Here is a 17,164-nt window from a genome sequence, read left to right as displayed (position 1 = left end):
CGTACCACCTCGGCCACGCGGGCCAGCCGTTCACCATTGCCGCGCGGGGCGTACGGGGCGGGCGCGGGCGCGGGTTCCGCCGGGCGTTCGTCTTCCAGGGCCTGTTGCACGAACCAGTCTTCGCGGATGCGCCACGAGGCGGCGGCGGTATACGCGGGCGAGGTGTAGCCCACGGACAGCACCAGCGGGCGGCGGGCGTGTTCCTGCAACCGGATGAGCAGGGGCGTGAAGTCCGCGTCGCCGGAAAGAATGATGAATTCGTCGAAGCGGGTGGAATGGTTCAGCGCGTCCATGCAGTCCATGACCAGATGGATGTCGGCGCTGGTCTTGCCCTGGTTGGTCAGCGGCGGGCAGTCCACCACCTGGAAGGCGGCGCGGATGAAAAACGGACGGAATTCGTGGAAACACTGCGGATTCATGTAGCAGATGCGCTTCAGGATGCGGCGACGCACCCCGTCTCCGTACAGCATGCGCAGGGCATGCCCTTCTATCCACTTCACCCAGCGCTGGGGGTTGGTGGCAAAGGCGCGGGCGACATCTTCGTCCTGTTCACGCAGACGGGAATAGATATTGTCGAAGTCCACATACAGTGCGGCATATACTTCATCGAAGCCGGCAAATCGGCCCATGTGCATCTCCTGTGGGGGAAAACGTGCAGTCAATTCGCCGGAGATATTACACCCATGCGAAGGATGCGGCAACGGAAACATGGCAGGCGCGGAGTAGGCGCTTACCACGTCCGACACGAACACGGTGCACGGCCTGACATTTCTTCACACACGCACGGCCCGTGGTGCACGAAGCACAGCGGGGCGTGCCCGCCGTGTCTGGTCATGTCCGGTCATGCCGAACTGTAGACGCGCGGCGCCCCCGTGCGTGCGTGCACGGGGGCAACAGCATGTGCCGGACGTAGACGCCGGACCGGCGCTGCCGATCCGGCGTGGCCAGACGGCAACGCCGTCTGCAACGCCTAAGGATTCTTGCGGGGCCTGCCGCGCTTGCGCGGGGCATCGGCAGTGGCGGGGACCGTCGCGCCTGGAGCAGCGGTGCCAGCCTTGCCGGACTTGCCGCCCTTCTCTGCCGCGCCAGCCCTGGGCTTGCGGCCCGGCTTGGCGGAGGCCGCCGTGGTTCCCGTACCGCTCGCACCATCCGCGGCTTCCGGTTCATCGGGGCCGGAACCGTCGACATCTACATCGTCCGCATCACCTATATCCCCAGCATCCTTGACTTCAATACCGGGAATCTGGATGGGCGCGGGCGCGGGGGCCACGGGCACGCGCGGCATGGGCACGCCGGGATGGCGGGTGGCGTGTTCCTGCACCAGAAAGGTGCCGGTCACCGAATGCGGGTCGTCCATGATCTCTTCAGGCGTGCCCGCCGACACGATGCGTCCGCCGTTCTCGCCGCCGCCGGGGCCAAGATCCACCACGTGGTCCGAGGCCAGGATGACGTCGGTGTTGTGCTCGATCACCGTCACCGTGGCGCCCCGGTCCACCAGCTGGTTCAGCACGGTGATCAGCTTGCCCACCTCGTGCATGTGCAGGCCGGTAGTGGGTTCGTCGAGGATGTACATGGTGCCGGGCAGGCTGCGCTTGCCGAGTTCGCGCGAAATCTTGATGCGCTGGGCCTCGCCGCCGGACAGCGTGGTGGCGGGCTGGCCAAGGCGCAGGTATTCCAGACCCACGTCCTCCAGCACGCCAAGGCGGCGTTCCAGCACCGGGTAGTTTTCGAAGAACTGGCGCGCCTGGCGCACGGTAAGATCCAGCACTTCCGCGATGTTCAGCCCCTTGTAGCGCACTTCCAGCGTCTCGTGGTTGTAGCGGCGGCCCTTGCACACGTCGCAGGTCACGTAGACGTCGGGCAGGAAGTGCATTTCCACGCGGATCTGCCCGTCGCCGCCGCAGGCCTCGCACCGCCCCCCTCGCACGTTGAAGCTGAACCGCCCCGGCTTGTAGCCGCGCTTGCGGGCGTCGGGCGTCATGGCGAAGATGCCGCGAATCTCGTCGAATATCTTGGTGTAGGTGGCCGGGTTGGAGCGCGGGGTGCGGCCAATGGGCGTCTGGTCTATGGACACGATGCGCTCGATGGTCTCCGCGCCCTCGATACCCTCGATGCTGCCCGGCTGGTCCACCCGGATGCCCTGCGCCAGCGCCAGGTGCTTGTACAGGGTATCCATGACCAGTGAACTCTTGCCCGAGCCGGAAACCCCGGTCACGCAGGTCAGCACGCCCAGCGGCACCCGGCAGTCGATGCCCTGCAGGTTGTTGGTGGTCACCCCGTGCAGGGTCATCCACCCGCGCGGGGCGCGGCGCGCCCTCGGTCGGGCGATGGCCATGTCGCCCCGCAGGTACTGCGCGGTAAGGCTTTGCGACGAGGACAGCAACTTGTCCACAGGGCCGTTGAACACCACCTCGCCGCCCAGCGCGCCGGAGCCGGGGCCAAGCTCGATGACGGTGTCCGCCTCGCGGATGGTGGCCTCGTCGTGCTCCACCACCAGCACGGTGTTGCCGCGCCGTTGCAGGCTGCGCAGGGTCTTGATGAGCCGCTCGTTGTCGCGCGGGTGCAGGCCGATGGAGGGCTCGTCCAGCACGTAGGTGACTCCCACCAGTCCCGACCCCAACTGCGAGGCCAGGCGGATGCGCTGCGCCTCGCCGCCGGACAGGGTGGCCATGTTGCGGCCAAGGGCGATGTAGTCCAGCCCCACGTTGACCATGAATTCCAGCCGGTGGTGCAGTTCCTTCATCAGCGGTTCGGCCACCAGCGCGTGGCGCCCCTCGAAGCGGCGTTCGCGCAGCCAGTCCAGCGCGCGGGCCACGGACATGGAGCAGAATTCGTGGATGTTCAGGCTGTCCACCCGCACGGACAGCGATTCCGGGCGCAGGCGCGCCCCGGAACACACCGGGCAGGCCATGCTCTGGCGGTAGCGCGACAGCAGTTCGCGCCAGGCATCGCCATACTGCATGCCCTGTTCGAGGATGGACACCACGCCGGGCCAGCGGTCGTCCGTGACGGTGCCGTTGGCGGCTGCCGGAGCCACGGGCAGCGCCGGGCCGTGGTCGTGTCCTCCATTCCCCCCGTTCTCGCCGTTACTCCCGTTCTGGCCGTTGCCGCCCACCACCACGGACCCGCCCAGCCAGTTGCGGCGCAGGTTGCTGCCCGCGCCGCGCCCCGCCGGGCGTCCGTCCTCGGTTTCGCCATGGAACAGCGCATCCAGCGCATCCGCCGAATAGGCGGCCAGCGGCGTGGACAGGGTGAAGCCCCAGCGTTTGCCAAGGGCCGTCAGGGCGTCCTTGTGGCGTTCGAACAGCTTGGTGTTCTTCCACGGCAGCAGCGCGCCGGTGTTCAGCGACAGGCCCCGGTTGGGCGCCACCAGCGCAGGCTCGAAATACTCCACGCTGCCAAGGCCCAGGCAGCGCGGGCAGGCCCCCTGCGGGCTGTTGAACGAGAACAGCTGCGGGCTGGGCGCGGGCAGGCTGATGCGGCAGGCCGGGCACACCGATTCCGTGGAATGCACGATGTCGCGCCCGGCGTTGGCGTCCTTGCCCTCACCCTCGGCTGGCAGATGCACCACCAGCCTACCGTCGCCGTAGCGCAGGGCCAGTTCCACCGAATCGGCCAGCCGCCCCCGGATGCCGTCCTTGATGACCAGGCGGTCCACCACAAGGTCGATGGTGTGCTTGCGGTTCTTGTCCAGCGCGGGCACCTCGTCGATGCCCATGATGGCCCCGTTCACCCGCACGCGCACAAAGCCTTCGGCCTTCAGCTTCTTGAACCGGTCAAGGTGGGTGCCCTTCTGGTGTTCCACCAGCGGGGCCAGCACGATGCAGCGGGTGCCCTCGCCCAGGGCCAGGATGTCGGCGATGATCTCGTCCGCCGCGCGCGCCTCGATGGGCAGGCCGCACTGCGGGCAGTACATGCGCCCCAGCCGCGCCCAGAACACGCGCAGAAAGTCGTACACCTCGGTCACGGTGCCCACGGTGGAGCGCGGGTTGCGCGTGGCCGTCTGCTGTTCCAGCGAGATGGCCGGGGAAAGCCCCTCGATCTTCTCCACCTCCGGCTTGTCCATCTGGGGCAGGAACTGGCGGGCGTAGGCCGACAGCGATTCCACGTAGCGGCGCTGGCCCTCTGCGTAGACGATGTCGAAGGCCAGGGTGGACTTGCCCGAACCGGAGGGGCCGCAGACCACCACCAGTTCGTCGCGGGGGATGTCGAGGGTGACGTTCTTGAGGTTGTGCTGGCGCGCTCCCTCGATATGGATGCAGGGCTTGCTCATGCGGTGGGTCTCGTATGGGGCGGGCGGCAGAACCGCCAAGGCGTCGTGCGGGACGCGCGGGTTGGTATGGTGGGATGCGGAATGCGGCGGCAGAAGCGCGCGGTTGCGGGGCCGTGTCAGGGCACCGGGGTGTTTGTCGCAACAGGGGGTAAGATACGACATCCGGCGCGCGGGGCAAGTACCCGGCGCAAGATGGTCCGGTTACCATCGCGTGACCATGCCCGGTCCGAATGCCGCATGCCCGCGCCAAACGGCGTCCGGCGCGCCGCATGCCCGGTGCTGCCGGGTACGCGAACGCGCCGGAAAAAATGCCATGACGCGCGCAACGTGGATGCGGGGTTTGCCGATGCGGATTACCCGTGCCAGACAGGCCAGACAGGCCGGACAGGCCGTACAGGCCGGCCGTCAGCCCGCCCCACCGCCGCGTTACATGAAAATGGAGGCCAGCAGCACCGCCGTAAGCAGTGCGGGCAACATGTTGGCCAGCGGAATGCGCTTCAGTTCCAGCAGGTTGATGCCGATGCCGATGACCATCAGCCCGCCCGTGGCGGTCAGCTCGTTCATCACCGCCGGACCCAGCAGCGGCTGGAGCACCCCGGCGAACAGCGTCAGCGACCCCTGGTAGAGGAACAGCGGCAACGCGGAAAACAGCACCCCCACCCCGTAGGCCGAGGCCAGGGCGATGGCCGCGAAGCAGTCAAGAATGGACTTGGTGAGCACGATGGTGCGGTCGCCGCGCAGGCCCTCGTCGAACGGCCCCAGAATGGCCATGGACCCGATGCAGAACAGCAGCGTGGCGGTGACGAAGCCATCGGTAAAGCGCGGATTGCCGGAACGCAGCTTGGCCTTCAGCGCCTCGCCCGCGCGGGCAAAGGCGTCTTCAAGCCGCAGCAGTTCGCCGATGATGGCCCCGCTGAGAATGCTGAAGATCATGATCAGCGGATTGGCCGTCTTGAAGGCCATCTGCATGCCGATGACCATGGTGCACAGCCCAAGCCCCTGAAACACGATGGCACGCACGCGGTCGGGCAGACGCGCGCCCAGCAGCATGCCCAGCGCGCCACCGCCGACAACGGCGGCCATGTTGATGAACGAACCGACGGGAAGAGTCACGATATGCTCCGTTTGTTGGAGCACCGTGATACCCGAAACCACGGGGACTTGGAAGCAACATTGCCCGGCATTTCGCAGCGGGCGCTTTACCCTGCGCAAGTGCGGCACAGTGTGGCGGTATGGGTGGGGTTCTTTCACATGCCGTTCTTCACCATCCGGCCAGACGAGATTCGGCTAGACGGGACCCGGCCAGAAGACATCCGGCCAAAAGACATCAGAGCAGACCCCACGCTGCCGCATGACATCCGCCTGGCGGCCTGCGTGAAAACCGCCGGGGCAAAACCGGGATGCCGCCGCCCAGGGCGTGACCCCGCTCACGGAAATTCCCCACGGTTCTGGCACCCTGCAAATGGACACGGCCCCGTGGCCCGCGTATCATGGCAACGCCGCCGCAGGCTGGCGGCGCATCGAAAGAAGGAAGGAGTTCACCATGCATCGCATTCTGCGCGTTGTCGCCCTCTTGGCGGCACTGACGGTGACGGCAATGGGCGCGGCAACGGCCCATGCCGCCGGGGGACAGGTCACCGCGCTGGACATGTTCCGGATGCTGCCCGCAACCATCTTCGAAAATACCGCCGAAGGGCTGAACGAAGAAGAAAAGCAGCAGCTTGCCGACGAAGGCGAAACAGATTTCTGGGCGGTCATCGAAAGCACCCCGGAACACTTCGAGGTGGGCGCCCTGCCCATGCTGGACACACGCGTTTCCGTGCGGGTGTTCCGCGCCGACAACGGCGATACGCTGGCCGCCATGGGCGTGAAGAACGGCGAGGCCTGCGCGCTGGAACTGTGGCGCCGCAAGCCCGACGGCAGGCTGGCCCCCGCCGCCACGCCGGAAGAGCCGGACATCGCCGACTTTTTCGCGCCCGGCTACAAGCTGCCCCCGGGCACCAGCCCGTCCGTCATGCTCTGCCTTGGCGAGGACGGCCTGGAAGCCCGAGCCCTGCTGTGGACATCCACCGGCCTTGCGCAGGTGAAGTTTGACCACAAGGTGCTGTACCGCTGGAACGGCAGCGCCTTTTCCAAGGTGATATTGCCCGCCGACGGAAAGTAGCGAAGGAGCGCGAGGGCGAGGGGATTTGCGGGGTTGCGTGGGGAGTGGCGGGTCTGAGTGGTTGCGGGCTGGCCCTGTGTGACCACGGCTCGGCAGGGCATGGTTCCGATCCGCTATTGTGCGACAGCGAACCGGCCCGCCCCAACCGCCGCCAGCAGCCCCTTCCGGCCTGCGGTGCAACTCTGCCCTTGACCGGACCATGCCCGCTGTGCCATAGCCCTTTCCCTACACCTGCCGGGATGGTGGAATTGGTAGACGCAGCGGACTCAAAATCCGCCGGTGGCAACACCTTGCGAGTTCGAGTCTCGCTCCCGGTACCAGAATGAAAACAGCGGCTTGCGTGCGCAGATGAAATGTGCACGCGGGCCGCTGTGTCTTTTGGGTACCCTTTCTGCCCCACCCCTGTCCCACTGCTCACATTTTTCGCTCAACATCCCTGCCCCCCACCAACAACCACGTGCCCGTCAGCGCGGTGAACGGGGCAACCGTCACCAAGCCGATGCTGCCCACCAGCGTGTTCATGACTTCCGCCGCCACAAAGGGCAGGTTCAGGGCGTTTTCCAGCGGAATGCCCTGGGCCATGAACAGCATCAGCGTGGCGATGTATCCACCGGAATAGGCCAGCAGCAGCGTGGTGGTCATGGTGCCCACCACGGCCCGGCCCACCCGCAGGCCGGATGCCAGCGCGGCCGCGCGCGAGATGCCGGGGTTCTGGGCCACTAGTTCGGCCATGCTGGCGGCCACGTCCATGGCAAGGTCCATCAGCGCCCCGGACGATGCCATGAAGATGCTGGCCAGAAAGATGCGCGTCATGTGCAGGTGCGGGTAGCCGGAATAGAGCACCGTTTCCGCATAGGGGCGCACCGCGCCGTGCAACTGGAACGGCCCGGCAAAGGCCAGCGCCATCCCGCAGGTGGCGGCAATGCCCAGCAGGGTGCCCAGCCACGCGGCCAGCCCGCGCCGGTTCATGCCGCCCACCAGCAGGATGGTGGCGGCGGTGATGGCCGTGGTCACGCCCAGCCCCAGCAGGATGGGGTCCACGTCGTGCAGCAGCGCGGGCACCAGCACCTTCCAGATCATCAACGCGGAAAACACGAACGACAGCAGCGCCTTTACCCCGGTCGGCCCGGCAAACACCACCAGCAGCAGGGCAAACACGCCGAAGGCCACGGCCTGCGTGCGCAGGCGGTAGTGATCCTGGGCCACGGCGTCGGCCACCTTGCCGTCGCGCAGGGTAAGCACCAGCAGGGCCGTGTCGCCGGGGGCGAACACCTTGTCCAGTTCCATCTTGCCCACCAGTTCGTTGCCCGCCTGCCACGTCTGCCCGGCGTAGGGGCCATCCAGCGCGCGCAGGGTAACGTACTGGGTGCCCATGCGGACTATGCCGTATTGATGCACCCGCTCGTTGTCCACGGACACCACCGTGGCCCGGCAGCGCACCGCGTTATCCGGCAGACGGTCCTCGAATCCCGTGGGCAGCAGGTACAGGGCCAGACAGGCCAGGGCCAGCACCACGCACAGCAGGGTATCGCGCCGGGTGGAACGCAACGGGATGTACGGGTGAGCCGGGACGACCGACGCAGATGCAGCGGAGGCTGTTGCAGCCGACGCCGTTGCCCCCACCGGCCCCGCGCCCTGCTCCGAACCAGATACACCCAACGCTTCGGCCCCTCCTGCCCCGCCCGTTGCGCCAGTTCCGCCAGTTCCCTCAGTTCCGCCTGTTCCGACAATCCCGCCCGCACCGGCAATCCCGTTCGCCGTTCCTTCAAGCCCGTTGGTCATATGCTCTCCCGCGCGGTGCTGGCCGCGCCGTGTGCGTTCTTCCGCATTCCACATTCGCCCGCCGTGCACGACGAGCGCCAATCCGGCCCGACCCGCCCACACCGCACCTGCGCCGCCCATGAGGGAACGGGCCGGGCCACGGGATTGCCCCGCCGCCCGGCCCGCAGTGTGGTTGTTCTTGTCAGTCCGAACTCTCGCCCTACCCCGCCTAATTGGCGGCCACGGCCTGCGCGGGCTGTCTGACGGCCTCCCTGACAACCGGGCCGGTCACGGCACCACCCGCGTCCGCCTTGGCGGCGGGCTTGACGCCAGCCTTCAGGCCCATGGTTTCGGCCATGCGGGTGAAAATGTCGGTGTTGTCGTAGAACCCGCCAAAGCGTTCCGCACCCACCCCACCGGCGGATGTCAGCACCGGCACGCCGGTGTGCGAGTAGGTCGTCCACGCAATGCCCGATTTCTGGTTCAGCAGGTGGGTGATGGTCACGGTAAACGGCTCGTACTCGCCGTACAGCAGATAATCCTGCTCCGACTGGTTCTTGGCCTCGCCGCCCTGCATGCTGCGGTCGAAGGCGGCGCGCAGCTCCGCCACTTCGTGGGGCTTCAGCACCATGCCCGCCGCGTCGCCCTCCTTGGGCAGGGCGGCCAGTTCGGCGTCAGACAGCACGGACAGGCCGAAGTTGTCCTTCACCATGGGCAGCACGTCCTCGAACTTGCCCTGCGGGTTGGCCTTGCGGAACGCCGCGAACTTCTCGTCAAAGGCCACGTACGAAATCTTCTGGTGCTTCAGGCGGGTATGATACGAATCGTACTTGGTGCCCGCAAAGCCGATGGACATGCCGCCGGTCTCGTGGTCGCCAGTGACGACGACCAGCGTGTCGGCGGGGTGCTTGCGCTGAAACTGCATGGCTTCCGCCACGGCGGCGTCAAAGGCCAGCACGTCGGTGATGGAGCTGACGGCGTCGTTGGCGTGGCAGGCCCAGTCCACCTTGCCACCTTCCACCATCAGGAAGAAGCCCTTGGGGTTGTCCAGCAGGTCCAGCCCCTTGCGGGTCATTTCCGCCAGGGTCACGTCGCCGGGGGCGGCGTCCATGGCATAGGACATGGCCTGCTCGTCCTGCAGGCGCGGGTTCACGAACACCACGCGCTCCTTGCCGGGCTTCAGGGCGCGGAATTCGGTGGCATCGTTGACGTAGCGGAAGCCGCCCGCGCGGATGGCGTCCAGCACGTTGCGCTTTTCGCCCTCCAGCTTCGACTTCTTGCCCACCGGGTCCAGAAAGCCGCCGCCCGCAAAATAGTCCATGCGGCTGGCGGCCAGTTCCAGCCCTATTTCATAGTAGTTCTTGCGGCTGGGCTGATGGGCGTAAAACGCACCGGGGGTGGCGTGGTCCAGCGAGACAGTGGAGACGATGCCCACCTTCATGCCCTTGTCGCGCGCCATTTCTGCGATGGAGGTCACCGGCACGTTCTTGCCGTCCACGCCAAGGCCACGGTTGGTGGTCTTCACCCCGCAGGCCATGGCCGTTCCGGCAGCGGCGGAATCGGTGATCAGCGAATCGATGGAATAGGTGGTGGTGGCCCCCTGCACGGGCAACTGGCTCATGTTCAGCTTGACGATGCCGGGAGTGGTGTCGCCCTTCTGCGCGGCCAGATACAGTTCGGCGGCGTTGCGCTGAACCATGCCCATGCCGTCGCCAATGAGCAGGATGACGTACTTTGCCTGCGCCGCCTGCTTCGCATGGGCAACGCCCAGGGTGCAGCACAGCAGAATGGCGAACAGGGCGATGGCCGCCCGCGTCGCGTGATGCCAACGGGAACAGTTCATGGACCGGACCTCCTGCATGGTGGGACAAGGTGGGGTGCCCGACTGGATCAACCGGACAGGCCGGACAGGCCGGGCCGATGCGGCATCCGTGCGCGTGTGGGGCGGATACTGGCGGCACGGCGGACGGGCGATGCGAATGCCCATCATGTCACCCATGCATGTGACGCGTGCATGACGTTCGGACGGCGCTTGCGTCTCGTGTGGTGAGCACCACCACTCATCCAACGGATTAGCAATGCCGTCCCGCGCACCGCAAAGCAACTACGCCATAATACATGAAAATAGTTTATCCCTGAAACCATCCTCTGGATCGTTGACAAGAATAAGCCCCTTCGCTATTAAGCAAAACAGCTAAATTATCAAACCAGAGAGGTTCGCATGGGTAGCTTCAATGACTTTGGAGCCTTTCTCAGGGATGTGAGGCAGCAATCAAAAAAGACTCTCAAGGACTTAGCTGATTATCTGGGTTGGTCGATTGTATACCTCTCGGATATCGAAAGGGGTAAACGCAACCCACCTAGCTCAGCCGACATCATGAAGATTGCTCTTTTTTTAAAATCCGAACCCGCTGCATTATTGGATAAAGCCAATAGACAAAGAAATCGAGTAGAACTCAATATTGAGCAAACAGATGGCCCAGTCGCGGATGCAGCATTAATGCTCGCACGAAAATGGACAGACCTAACGGAAGAAGAAGCCCGTGACATTATGGCCGTTTTGGAACGCAGACAGGAGACCTAGCTTTGCACTACCACCAAGTTCCCGGAATGTCGTGGGCTGAAGTAGATGCGTGCGCCAGAGATGTACTCCAAAGGGTTGCACCTCACTGCCTACTCTCCACAACTCCTGTCCCTGTCCTAGACATCTTTGAAAGAGGCCTTGATCTATTCGATGTCGGCTACGGTGTTGAAGAGTTACCTTTTGGCGTTGAAGCCCAATTCGACCCCCGCACGAGTGAGATCATCCTCGCCGAAAGCGTATATCTCGACTTACATAGAGGCCATTGTCGCGCACGCTTCACCGTGGCGCACGAAATAGGTCACGCGGTAATGCACGGGGCGTATTACAAAGAGATCATCACTGGCAATAGGAAGACCAAACCCCTTGCTCGAGGCCAAATACCCGCCTACTCAGACCCGGAAAAACAAGCAAACCGTTTTGCTGCTGAATTTTTAATGCCCACTCCACTCGTAGCGCAATTGGTCCAAAACGGATACGGACCGCACATGATAAGCGAAGCATTTGCAGTCAGCCTGAGTGCTGCTGAGATAAAAATTCGAAGCCTCATAAAAATTTAGGCCTGCAGCTGGAACTACAGGCCTAAATTGCGAAAAATCTGACGGTTAGGCCTCTGCCTACCAACAAGACCTCGCTATGGTGGTGCGCTACATAACGCACAGCAGGCTTGTTGTCAAGCAGGGGCTGCCGAAAGGAGGTGATCCTGATGCAGCCCGCTGAAGAACTGATGCGCCCGTTCGAGGACAGCAGTGACTTGGTCTTCGTCCGTTGGTTTAGAACCAAATCCGGCAAGATCATTCACGCCGCCGCGTACGGCAAAAAGTGCTTTGTGTTCCACAAGAAAAAGAAAAAAGACAACTAAGCCGTTACCTCGAAGCCCCCGCAACAACGGGGGCTTCTCCATTTCATCTGCTCTCCGCTTCCTTGCGGATGGCGGAAATGAGCGCGGCGGCGTTGGTCACGTCGGTGACCTGCCAGTTGCCCTCCTGACGCCGGGTCAGGGCCAGATCCACGGGGTAGGAGCGTTCGCTGCCGTGGTCGAACAGCGTGACGGATGCGGTGGCCTTGTCGCCGTCGCGGGTCACGGACTTCACGCTGCGCAGTTCCTTGCGGCCCACCGAGGCATCGGAGAACAGGGGCGAGAACAGGCCGCCATCGGTGGCCTTGCGCTCCTTCTTCACCGGCTTGCCGGAAAAATTGCCGGATGCCACGCCCCACACCACGAACTTGCGGGTTTCCTCGGCCACCAGCATCTTCACGGTCTGAGCGGTCTGCGACTGCGCGCCCGACTGCACCGCGCTGGACAGCATGGCCAGCAGGGGCAGGGTTTCGCCGCCGCCGGAAACGGCCTTGGGCGGGCGAGCCACCAGGTCGGACATGAAGGCGTCCACCCCGCGCTGGGCAATGCGGCCCACGTCCATGTACTTTTCCAGCAACGCCGCGTCGTTGGTGTCGATGGCGGTCTGCACCTGGCGCAGGGCGGCTTCCGGGGTTTCCTCGGCTGCGGCCAGGCAGGGGGCGGGAACGAAGGCGGACGCGGCCAGCAGGGCCACGGCCAGCAGCAGGCCGAACGGAATCAGGCGGGGCGGAACGAAACGGCAAACATATCCGGGCATGTGAAGCTTCCTGTTCTGGGGTTGGGGCCGCACGGGCGGCTCATGCGGCTTCTACTCCAGCGGCGGGCCGGGGTCCAGTCCCCTACCCCGCGCAGGCGGCGGGCACCCCGCCCTTCACGGCCAGCGGCAATCCGCTGATGGCCAGGATCACATCTGTGCAGGCCGTAGCCAGAAGCTGGTTGGCCTCGCCGGACAGGTCGCGGAAACGGCGGCCCAGCGGGGTTTCCGGCACCACGCCCCAGCCCACCTCGTTGGTGACCACCGCAACGGGCACGGTGGCCGAGCGCAGCAGCGCCGCCAGCCCCTCCACCCCGCGCAGGATGGCCGCATCGTCATGGTCGGCCAGCATGCGATTGGTCAGCCACAGGGTAATGCAGTCCAACAGCACCCCGTGCGGGCGCGGTTGCGGGAGGGATTGCGCGGTAGCTTGACCCGCGCACGACGCCATGCACCCGCGCAGGGCCGCGCAGACGTCCAGTTGTTCTTCCACCGTGCGCCACCCCGTACCCCGCGCGGCCTGGTGGCGGCGCACCCGCTCTGCCATTTCCGCATCACGGGCGGCCCCGGTGGCGATGTACACCCGCGACGGCCCCAGCGCTTCCACCCAGCGCTGGGCAAGGCCGCTCTTGCCGCTGCGGCATCCGCCCGTGAACAGGATGGTGCGGGCGGGTGCTGTGCCGACAGAGGAGATGGAGGCGGCAAGAGCAGCGGGCGATGGTTCGGACATGGCGGGTTCCACGGTTGGAGTGACGGGGCTGCGCCGGACGGCACGCGGCAAAAAGAACGCGAAGGGGGCAAAGGGGATACGCTCGCAGGCGGGAGGGCGGCCCGTACGACCCACCCCATGCAGATCAGGCCATGCAGCCCAAACCTTGCAATAGGGACCATGCAGCCCCGCCCATGTAACACGGGCCGCCCCGGCCTAGCCAGCGCACCCCGCTTGCCCGCCGGGCGGGGGGTGGCATATGGTCGCCCCGGCGCGCAGTGCGGTCCCACGGCCTCTTCCCAGGGCCTGCGCCCGGCGCCGCGCGTTCCGTCCCGCGTTACCCACATCAACCCGCACCCCCAATCCACATCAGAGATGCCCGGATACCGCACCCACATCATCGGCGGCACTGTGCTGGCCGCCGGAGCCCTCTTCGCCGCGCAGGCCCTGCGCGTGCATTCCCCCGGCCTGCCCACCCAGGCGGCGCTGCTGGCCGTGTCCACCGCCTTTGCCCTGGCCCCGGACGTGGATACCCACTCGCGCGGGCGCACCTGGTTCTACGGGCTGCTGGTGGTGGCAGACGTTGCGCTCATCGCCACCCGACGCTACCAGTGGGCCGCCCTGCTGGGGCTGCTGGCCATGCTGCCCGCCATCGACGGGCACCGGGGCTGGACGCACACCTGGTGGGCCATGCTGCTGGTGCCCCTGCCCCTGCTGCTGGCCCCGGTGCTGCTGTACGGCTGGGCATGGCAGGCGGCGGCGCCGTGGTACGCGGCCGCCGTGCTGGGATATTTTTCGCATCTCTTGCTGGACCGCCAGTTCTGACGGACCTCCCCCGATTCTCTTTTCCCACGCACTTTCCCACGCAAAAACGCCGCGAAAGGTTGCCCCCTCGCGGCGTCGTCAGTTCGCCTTTGCTGTTCCGCGCCTACTGGCGCGACGCCTGCGCCGCCCTGTCGAAACGGGCTGCGGTATCTGCCAGCACCGTTGCGGCCATGCGCACGGCATCCATCTTTTCCGGCTTGCCGTTGGCCCGGCGGTACACCCACCCGGCCGCATAGACCAGGGTGTCGTCGTCCAACCTGCGGGCGTCGGGATTGCGGCGGACGGCCTCGGCCAGGGTTTCGCGGGCACGTTCGCGGGCCATGATGGCCTGCTGGTACGCCTTGCCGGAAAGCTCCATGATGCGCCGGGCCTGCTCGGCCAGATGCGCGGAATTGCCCTCGCGCGCGGTGTCGTAACCGAACACGGCGTCCTGATACTTGGCGTTGGCCTCCAGCGCGGTCTGCTGCGCGGTAAGCCAGGCGTTGACCCGCACCACGGCGTCGGTCATGCCCGAAATCTCGCGCAGGGCGCCGGACAGGCCGCGCAGCCGCGTGGCGTACAGGGTATACATTTCCGCCACCTCGGCGGGGGTCAGCGTCCGCTCCTTGCCCTTGTCCGTGACTTTGGCATTCGAGGCCGCCGCGGCCATGGCCGTCATGAAACGGTCGGCGTACAGGCGTTGCAGGGCTTCAAGCATGGCCGGAGTGAACGCGTAATCCAGCACGCTGGCGCGCCCGGCGGAAATGTCGTCGCCGGACCAGGACAGACCGGTCATGTTCACGCCGTAGCGCATGTTGGCCGACTTCAGGCTGGGCGCCACCCAGCCTGAGGTACGCGCCTCCATGTGGGTGCCCTTGGGGTAGTAGTTTTCCACCAGCCAGTTGGCCACGTCTTCCACGAAGGCAAAGCGCACCACGGCGTCGTCCTGGGCAAAGGCCCCGTCCGGGCTGGTGGCGTTGACGCCCTGCACTGCGGCGGTGGCGTTGGCGTCGGCCTGGGCACCGGCTGCCGCATCGCCGTCCATGGGCACCATGGAGGGCAACGTGCCGTTGGTGGCGTTGGGGCCAAGGATGGCGGCGTCGGTACCGGTCATGTTGGCCTGCCGGTCGGGTACGGCGTCGCGCAGAACCAGATCGCGCAGTTGCCACAGGGCAGCGCCCGCCACCAGCACGGCCAGCACGAACACCCACACCAGCTTGCTGCGCGTGCGCTTGGGGGGGCGGGGCATGTCCAGCAGGCTGCCGTCCTGCCGAATGGGGCGGTCGGGCCGGTCAGAACGGTCAGGGCCGGAGGTATCACGATCGGGGGTCTTGTCGGGAGTCTGATCGGGCGTATCGGGGGCCATCCGTGGCATCCTCCTGCGGGCGCTGGCCTTGCGGCGCGGGCTCCATGGTCTGCGTGATCGGGCGTGGTCGGGTAAAGTCGGACGAAATCGGGGGAGCGTGTCCGGTGCGGCATGTCCCACACGTTTTCGACGGGCATGTCTCCACGTTATGTACCACCGCCGGGGGCCACTGTGAAGTCGCCGCCGGGTTGCGGAAACATCACGCGGCCATGCAGCCGTTTTTCCGCATGTTCCCCGCTTGCCATCGCCTCCGCCATCGTTCACAACACCGGTACGACAACAACGGGAGGACGCCATGCCACTGGCCGGATACGGCTTCGTGCTGCTTGCCGCCGGGTTGTGGGCGCTTATCGGCCCGCTGGCCCGCTACTGCCTTGCCGAAGGGGTGACCCCGCTGGAAATCGCCTTCTGGCGCGCCACGTTCGGGGCGCTGTTCTTCGGCCTGCACGCGGCCCGGCACGGGCTATGGCGCGCTCCCGCGCGCGACGCGGCCACCTTTGCGGCCTTCGGGCTGGTGGGGGTGGCGCTGTTCTTCGGCTCGTACCAGTTGGCCGTGCGTGAAGGCGGCGCGGCGCTGGCCTCCATCCTGCTGTACACCGCCCCGGCATGGGTGGCGCTGCTCTCGCGGCTGTGCTTCGCCGAACCGTTGACCCGCGCCAAGCTGGCGGCCCTGGGGCTGGCCATGACCGGGGCCTTCCTGATCTGCCGGTCGGGCGGGGGATTGCAGGGCGGTGCCAGCGCTGCGGGCATCGGCTTCGGCCTGCTGGCGGGCTTCACCTATTCGCTGCACTACGTGTTCAGCCGCCACTTCCTGCACCGCCATTCACCGGTCACCCTGTACCTGTTCTGCCTGCCCGTGGGGGCGCTGGCCCTGCTGCCCTTCGTCACCTTTGCCCCCAAGGGGCCGCTGGCCTGGGCGCTGCTGGTGCTGGGCATGGGACTGGTGACCACCTACGGCGCGTACATGGCCTACTGCGAAGGCATGCGCCGCCTTTCCCCCACCCGCGTGGCCGTGGTGGCCAATTTCGAGCCGGTGCTGGCGGCCTTGTTGGCCTACTGGCTGTGGGACGAACTGTTCCCGCCCTCGGGCTGGATCGGCGCCGGGCTGGTCATCGCGGCGGTGTTCTGCGTGGTGCTGGACGGCGCGCGCGGCGGCAACAAAAGCGATGGGGGCGTTTCCCGCGCCGCCGGTGTCGTCGAATCTCCGGAAACGGAAAAAGCCGGTGAAAGCACCGGCCTCGCGCGGGGGCACATGCCCGTGGAATGATCGAAAACCGCCCGGCAGCCGTCGGATGGATGCCGCCAGGTGGATGCCGTCGGGGAAACGCGTACCGACAACGCGGCACCCTCGGTTGAGGGCGCTACGCGGTCTTGGCGAGGATGCGCAAATACAGGTCGCCCTGCCACGGGCCGATGCGCTTGCCCAGCCCCTTGAGCCGGATGGGTCGCCCCACCACGTAGTCCGGGGGCAGGGTCACCTCCACGGTGCGCACCTCTCCGGACAGGCCCTGCGTCACCTGCAAGCGCAGCCGTGCCCCCGGCACGATGCTGAGGGCAGGCAGATATACCGTCTGCTCATCGTCGATCTGGCGGCGCAGCCAGCCCTTCACCGCCCCGCCGATGCCGTGGGTAAGATCCAGCGTCAGCGCCTTGCCGCCCCATTCCAGGCTGAGCTTGCGCTTCTTGGGCGGACGCGCGGCCAGTCCCCCACCATCGCGGCGGATCTGGCTGTAGATGTCCTCGAACACCCGCCGGGCGAACGGATCCCGCAGGATGTCCTGCAACACCTCGTCCTGTCGGCCCTGATAGGTGGCCTCTGCCCTGCGGCGATTGCGGTCGGCCCCGCTTGCGCCGCGCGTTGCGGACGCACCGCCCGACGCCGTGGCGCCGGGT

At 66.2% G+C, this 17,164-nt stretch carries 14 protein-coding genes, 1 tRNA gene and 1 pseudogene; 6 read left to right on the top strand and 10 right to left on the bottom strand.

The window, feature by feature from the left end:
• The 3 genes from FVW27_RS12145 to FVW27_RS12135 form a co-directional block, all read right to left on the bottom strand.
• Positions 1 to 629: NYN domain-containing protein (locus FVW27_RS12145; protein WP_167125486.1), on the bottom strand; the 629-nt coding region annotated here is incomplete at its 3' end.
• 341 nt (positions 630 to 970) lie between these two features.
• Positions 971 to 4,273: an excinuclease ABC subunit UvrA gene (uvrA, locus tag FVW27_RS12140; protein WP_167125484.1), complete on the bottom strand. Its 3,303-nt coding sequence runs from the start codon at positions 4,271 to 4,273 to the stop codon at positions 971 to 973.
• 426 nt (positions 4,274 to 4,699) lie between these two features.
• Entirely contained in the window at positions 4,700 to 5,386 is a 687-nt protein-coding gene (locus tag FVW27_RS12135) for a DUF554 domain-containing protein (protein ID WP_167125482.1), read from the bottom strand.
• 430 nt (positions 5,387 to 5,816) lie between these two features.
• Here FVW27_RS12135 and FVW27_RS12130 point away from each other — a divergent pair, with 430 nt between their 5' ends.
• Entirely contained in the window at positions 5,817 to 6,437 is a 621-nt protein-coding gene (locus FVW27_RS12130) for a hypothetical protein (RefSeq protein ID WP_167125480.1), read from the top strand.
• Positions 6,438 to 6,670: 233 nt separating this feature from the next.
• A tRNA-Leu gene (locus FVW27_RS12125) sits at positions 6,671 to 6,757 on the top strand.
• 94 nt (positions 6,758 to 6,851) lie between these two features.
• Here FVW27_RS12125 and FVW27_RS12120 read toward each other — a convergent pair.
• On the bottom strand, positions 6,852 to 8,219 hold the full coding sequence (locus tag FVW27_RS12120) for a YibE/F family protein (RefSeq protein WP_243838402.1): 1,368 nt from the start codon (positions 8,217 to 8,219) through the stop codon (positions 6,852 to 6,854).
• Between the two features lie 208 nt (positions 8,220 to 8,427).
• On the bottom strand, positions 8,428 to 10,041 hold the full coding sequence (locus tag FVW27_RS12115) for an alkaline phosphatase (protein ID WP_243838401.1): 1,614 nt from the start codon (positions 10,039 to 10,041) through the stop codon (positions 8,428 to 8,430).
• Between the two features lie 378 nt (positions 10,042 to 10,419).
• Here FVW27_RS12115 and FVW27_RS12110 point away from each other — a divergent pair, with 378 nt between their 5' ends.
• The gene (locus FVW27_RS12110; protein WP_167125478.1) at positions 10,420 to 10,782 is read left to right on the top strand and encodes a helix-turn-helix domain-containing protein; all 363 of its coding nucleotides are present in this window, start codon (positions 10,420 to 10,422) and stop codon (positions 10,780 to 10,782) included.
• Between the two features lie 2 nt (positions 10,783 to 10,784).
• Positions 10,785 to 11,339, top strand: a complete 555-nt coding sequence (locus FVW27_RS12105; RefSeq protein WP_167125476.1) for an ImmA/IrrE family metallo-endopeptidase — start codon at positions 10,785 to 10,787, stop codon at positions 11,337 to 11,339.
• A 113-nt stretch (positions 11,340 to 11,452) separates the two neighbouring features.
• Here FVW27_RS12105 and FVW27_RS12100 read toward each other — a convergent pair whose 3' ends face one another.
• From FVW27_RS12100 to FVW27_RS12090, 3 genes are all read right to left on the bottom strand, one after another.
• Entirely contained in the window at positions 11,453 to 11,683 is a 231-nt protein-coding gene (locus tag FVW27_RS12100) for a hypothetical protein (RefSeq protein WP_167125474.1), read from the bottom strand.
• A 1-nt stretch (position 11,684) separates the two neighbouring features.
• On the bottom strand, positions 11,685 to 12,395 hold the full coding sequence (locus FVW27_RS12095; RefSeq protein ID WP_167125472.1) for a hypothetical protein: 711 nt from the start codon (positions 12,393 to 12,395) through the stop codon (positions 11,685 to 11,687).
• Positions 12,396 to 12,477: 82 nt separating this feature from the next.
• On the bottom strand, positions 12,478 to 13,122 hold the full coding sequence (locus FVW27_RS12090; protein ID WP_208294760.1) for a bifunctional adenosylcobinamide kinase/adenosylcobinamide-phosphate guanylyltransferase: 645 nt from the start codon (positions 13,120 to 13,122) through the stop codon (positions 12,478 to 12,480).
• A 354-nt stretch (positions 13,123 to 13,476) separates the two neighbouring features.
• On the opposite strand from FVW27_RS12090, the gene FVW27_RS12085 reads away from it, so the two are divergent.
• Positions 13,477 to 13,926, top strand: coding sequence for a metal-dependent hydrolase (locus FVW27_RS12085; RefSeq protein WP_167125470.1), 450 nt, complete (start codon positions 13,477 to 13,479; stop codon positions 13,924 to 13,926).
• A 103-nt stretch (positions 13,927 to 14,029) separates the two neighbouring features.
• Here FVW27_RS12085 and FVW27_RS12080 read toward each other — a convergent pair whose 3' ends face one another.
• Entirely contained in the window at positions 14,030 to 15,271 is a 1,242-nt protein-coding gene (locus FVW27_RS12080) for a hypothetical protein (RefSeq protein WP_167125469.1), read from the bottom strand.
• A 295-nt stretch (positions 15,272 to 15,566) separates the two neighbouring features.
• On the opposite strand from FVW27_RS12080, the gene FVW27_RS12075 reads away from it, so the two are divergent.
• On the top strand, positions 15,567 to 16,538 hold the full coding sequence (locus FVW27_RS12075; protein WP_167125467.1) for a DMT family transporter: 972 nt from the start codon (positions 15,567 to 15,569) through the stop codon (positions 16,536 to 16,538).
• Between the two features lie 94 nt (positions 16,539 to 16,632).
• Here the strand turns inward: FVW27_RS12075 and FVW27_RS12070 are convergent.
• A pseudogene (locus FVW27_RS12070) lies at positions 16,633 to 17,164 on the bottom strand (molecular chaperone DnaJ); the annotation flags it as partial.

This window comes from Nitratidesulfovibrio liaohensis, assembly GCF_011682075.1.
Lineage (GTDB): Bacteria > Desulfobacterota > Desulfovibrionia > Desulfovibrionales > Desulfovibrionaceae > Cupidesulfovibrio > Cupidesulfovibrio liaohensis.
This window is presented reverse-complemented; position numbering and strand designations above follow the sequence as displayed.

Excerpts from the sequence above, each read along its gene's own strand:
- FVW27_RS12080 (WP_167125469.1), bottom strand. The coding sequence starts at position 15,271 with ATGGCCCCCGATACGCCCGATCAGACTCCCGACAAGACCCCCGATCGT.
- FVW27_RS12100 (WP_167125474.1), bottom strand. The coding sequence starts at position 11,683 with ATGGAGAAGCCCCCGTTGTTGCGGGGGCTTCGAGGTAACGGCTTAGTT.
- FVW27_RS12085 (WP_167125470.1), top strand. The coding sequence starts at position 13,477 with ATGCCCGGATACCGCACCCACATCATCGGCGGCACTGTGCTGGCCGCC.
- uvrA (WP_167125484.1), bottom strand. The coding sequence starts at position 4,273 with ATGAGCAAGCCCTGCATCCATATCGAGGGAGCGCGCCAGCACAACCTC.
- FVW27_RS12115 (WP_243838401.1), bottom strand. The coding sequence starts at position 10,041 with ATGAACTGTTCCCGTTGGCATCACGCGACGCGGGCGGCCATCGCCCTG.
- FVW27_RS12130 (WP_167125480.1), top strand. The coding sequence starts at position 5,817 with ATGCATCGCATTCTGCGCGTTGTCGCCCTCTTGGCGGCACTGACGGTG.
- FVW27_RS12095 (WP_167125472.1), bottom strand. The coding sequence starts at position 12,395 with ATGCCCGGATATGTTTGCCGTTTCGTTCCGCCCCGCCTGATTCCGTTC.
- FVW27_RS12120 (WP_243838402.1), bottom strand. The coding sequence starts at position 8,219 with ATGACCAACGGGCTTGAAGGAACGGCGAACGGGATTGCCGGTGCGGGC.
- FVW27_RS12110 (WP_167125478.1), top strand. The coding sequence starts at position 10,420 with ATGGGTAGCTTCAATGACTTTGGAGCCTTTCTCAGGGATGTGAGGCAG.
- FVW27_RS12090 (WP_208294760.1), bottom strand. The coding sequence starts at position 13,122 with ATGTCCGAACCATCGCCCGCTGCTCTTGCCGCCTCCATCTCCTCTGTC.
- FVW27_RS12075 (WP_167125467.1), top strand. The coding sequence starts at position 15,567 with ATGCCACTGGCCGGATACGGCTTCGTGCTGCTTGCCGCCGGGTTGTGG.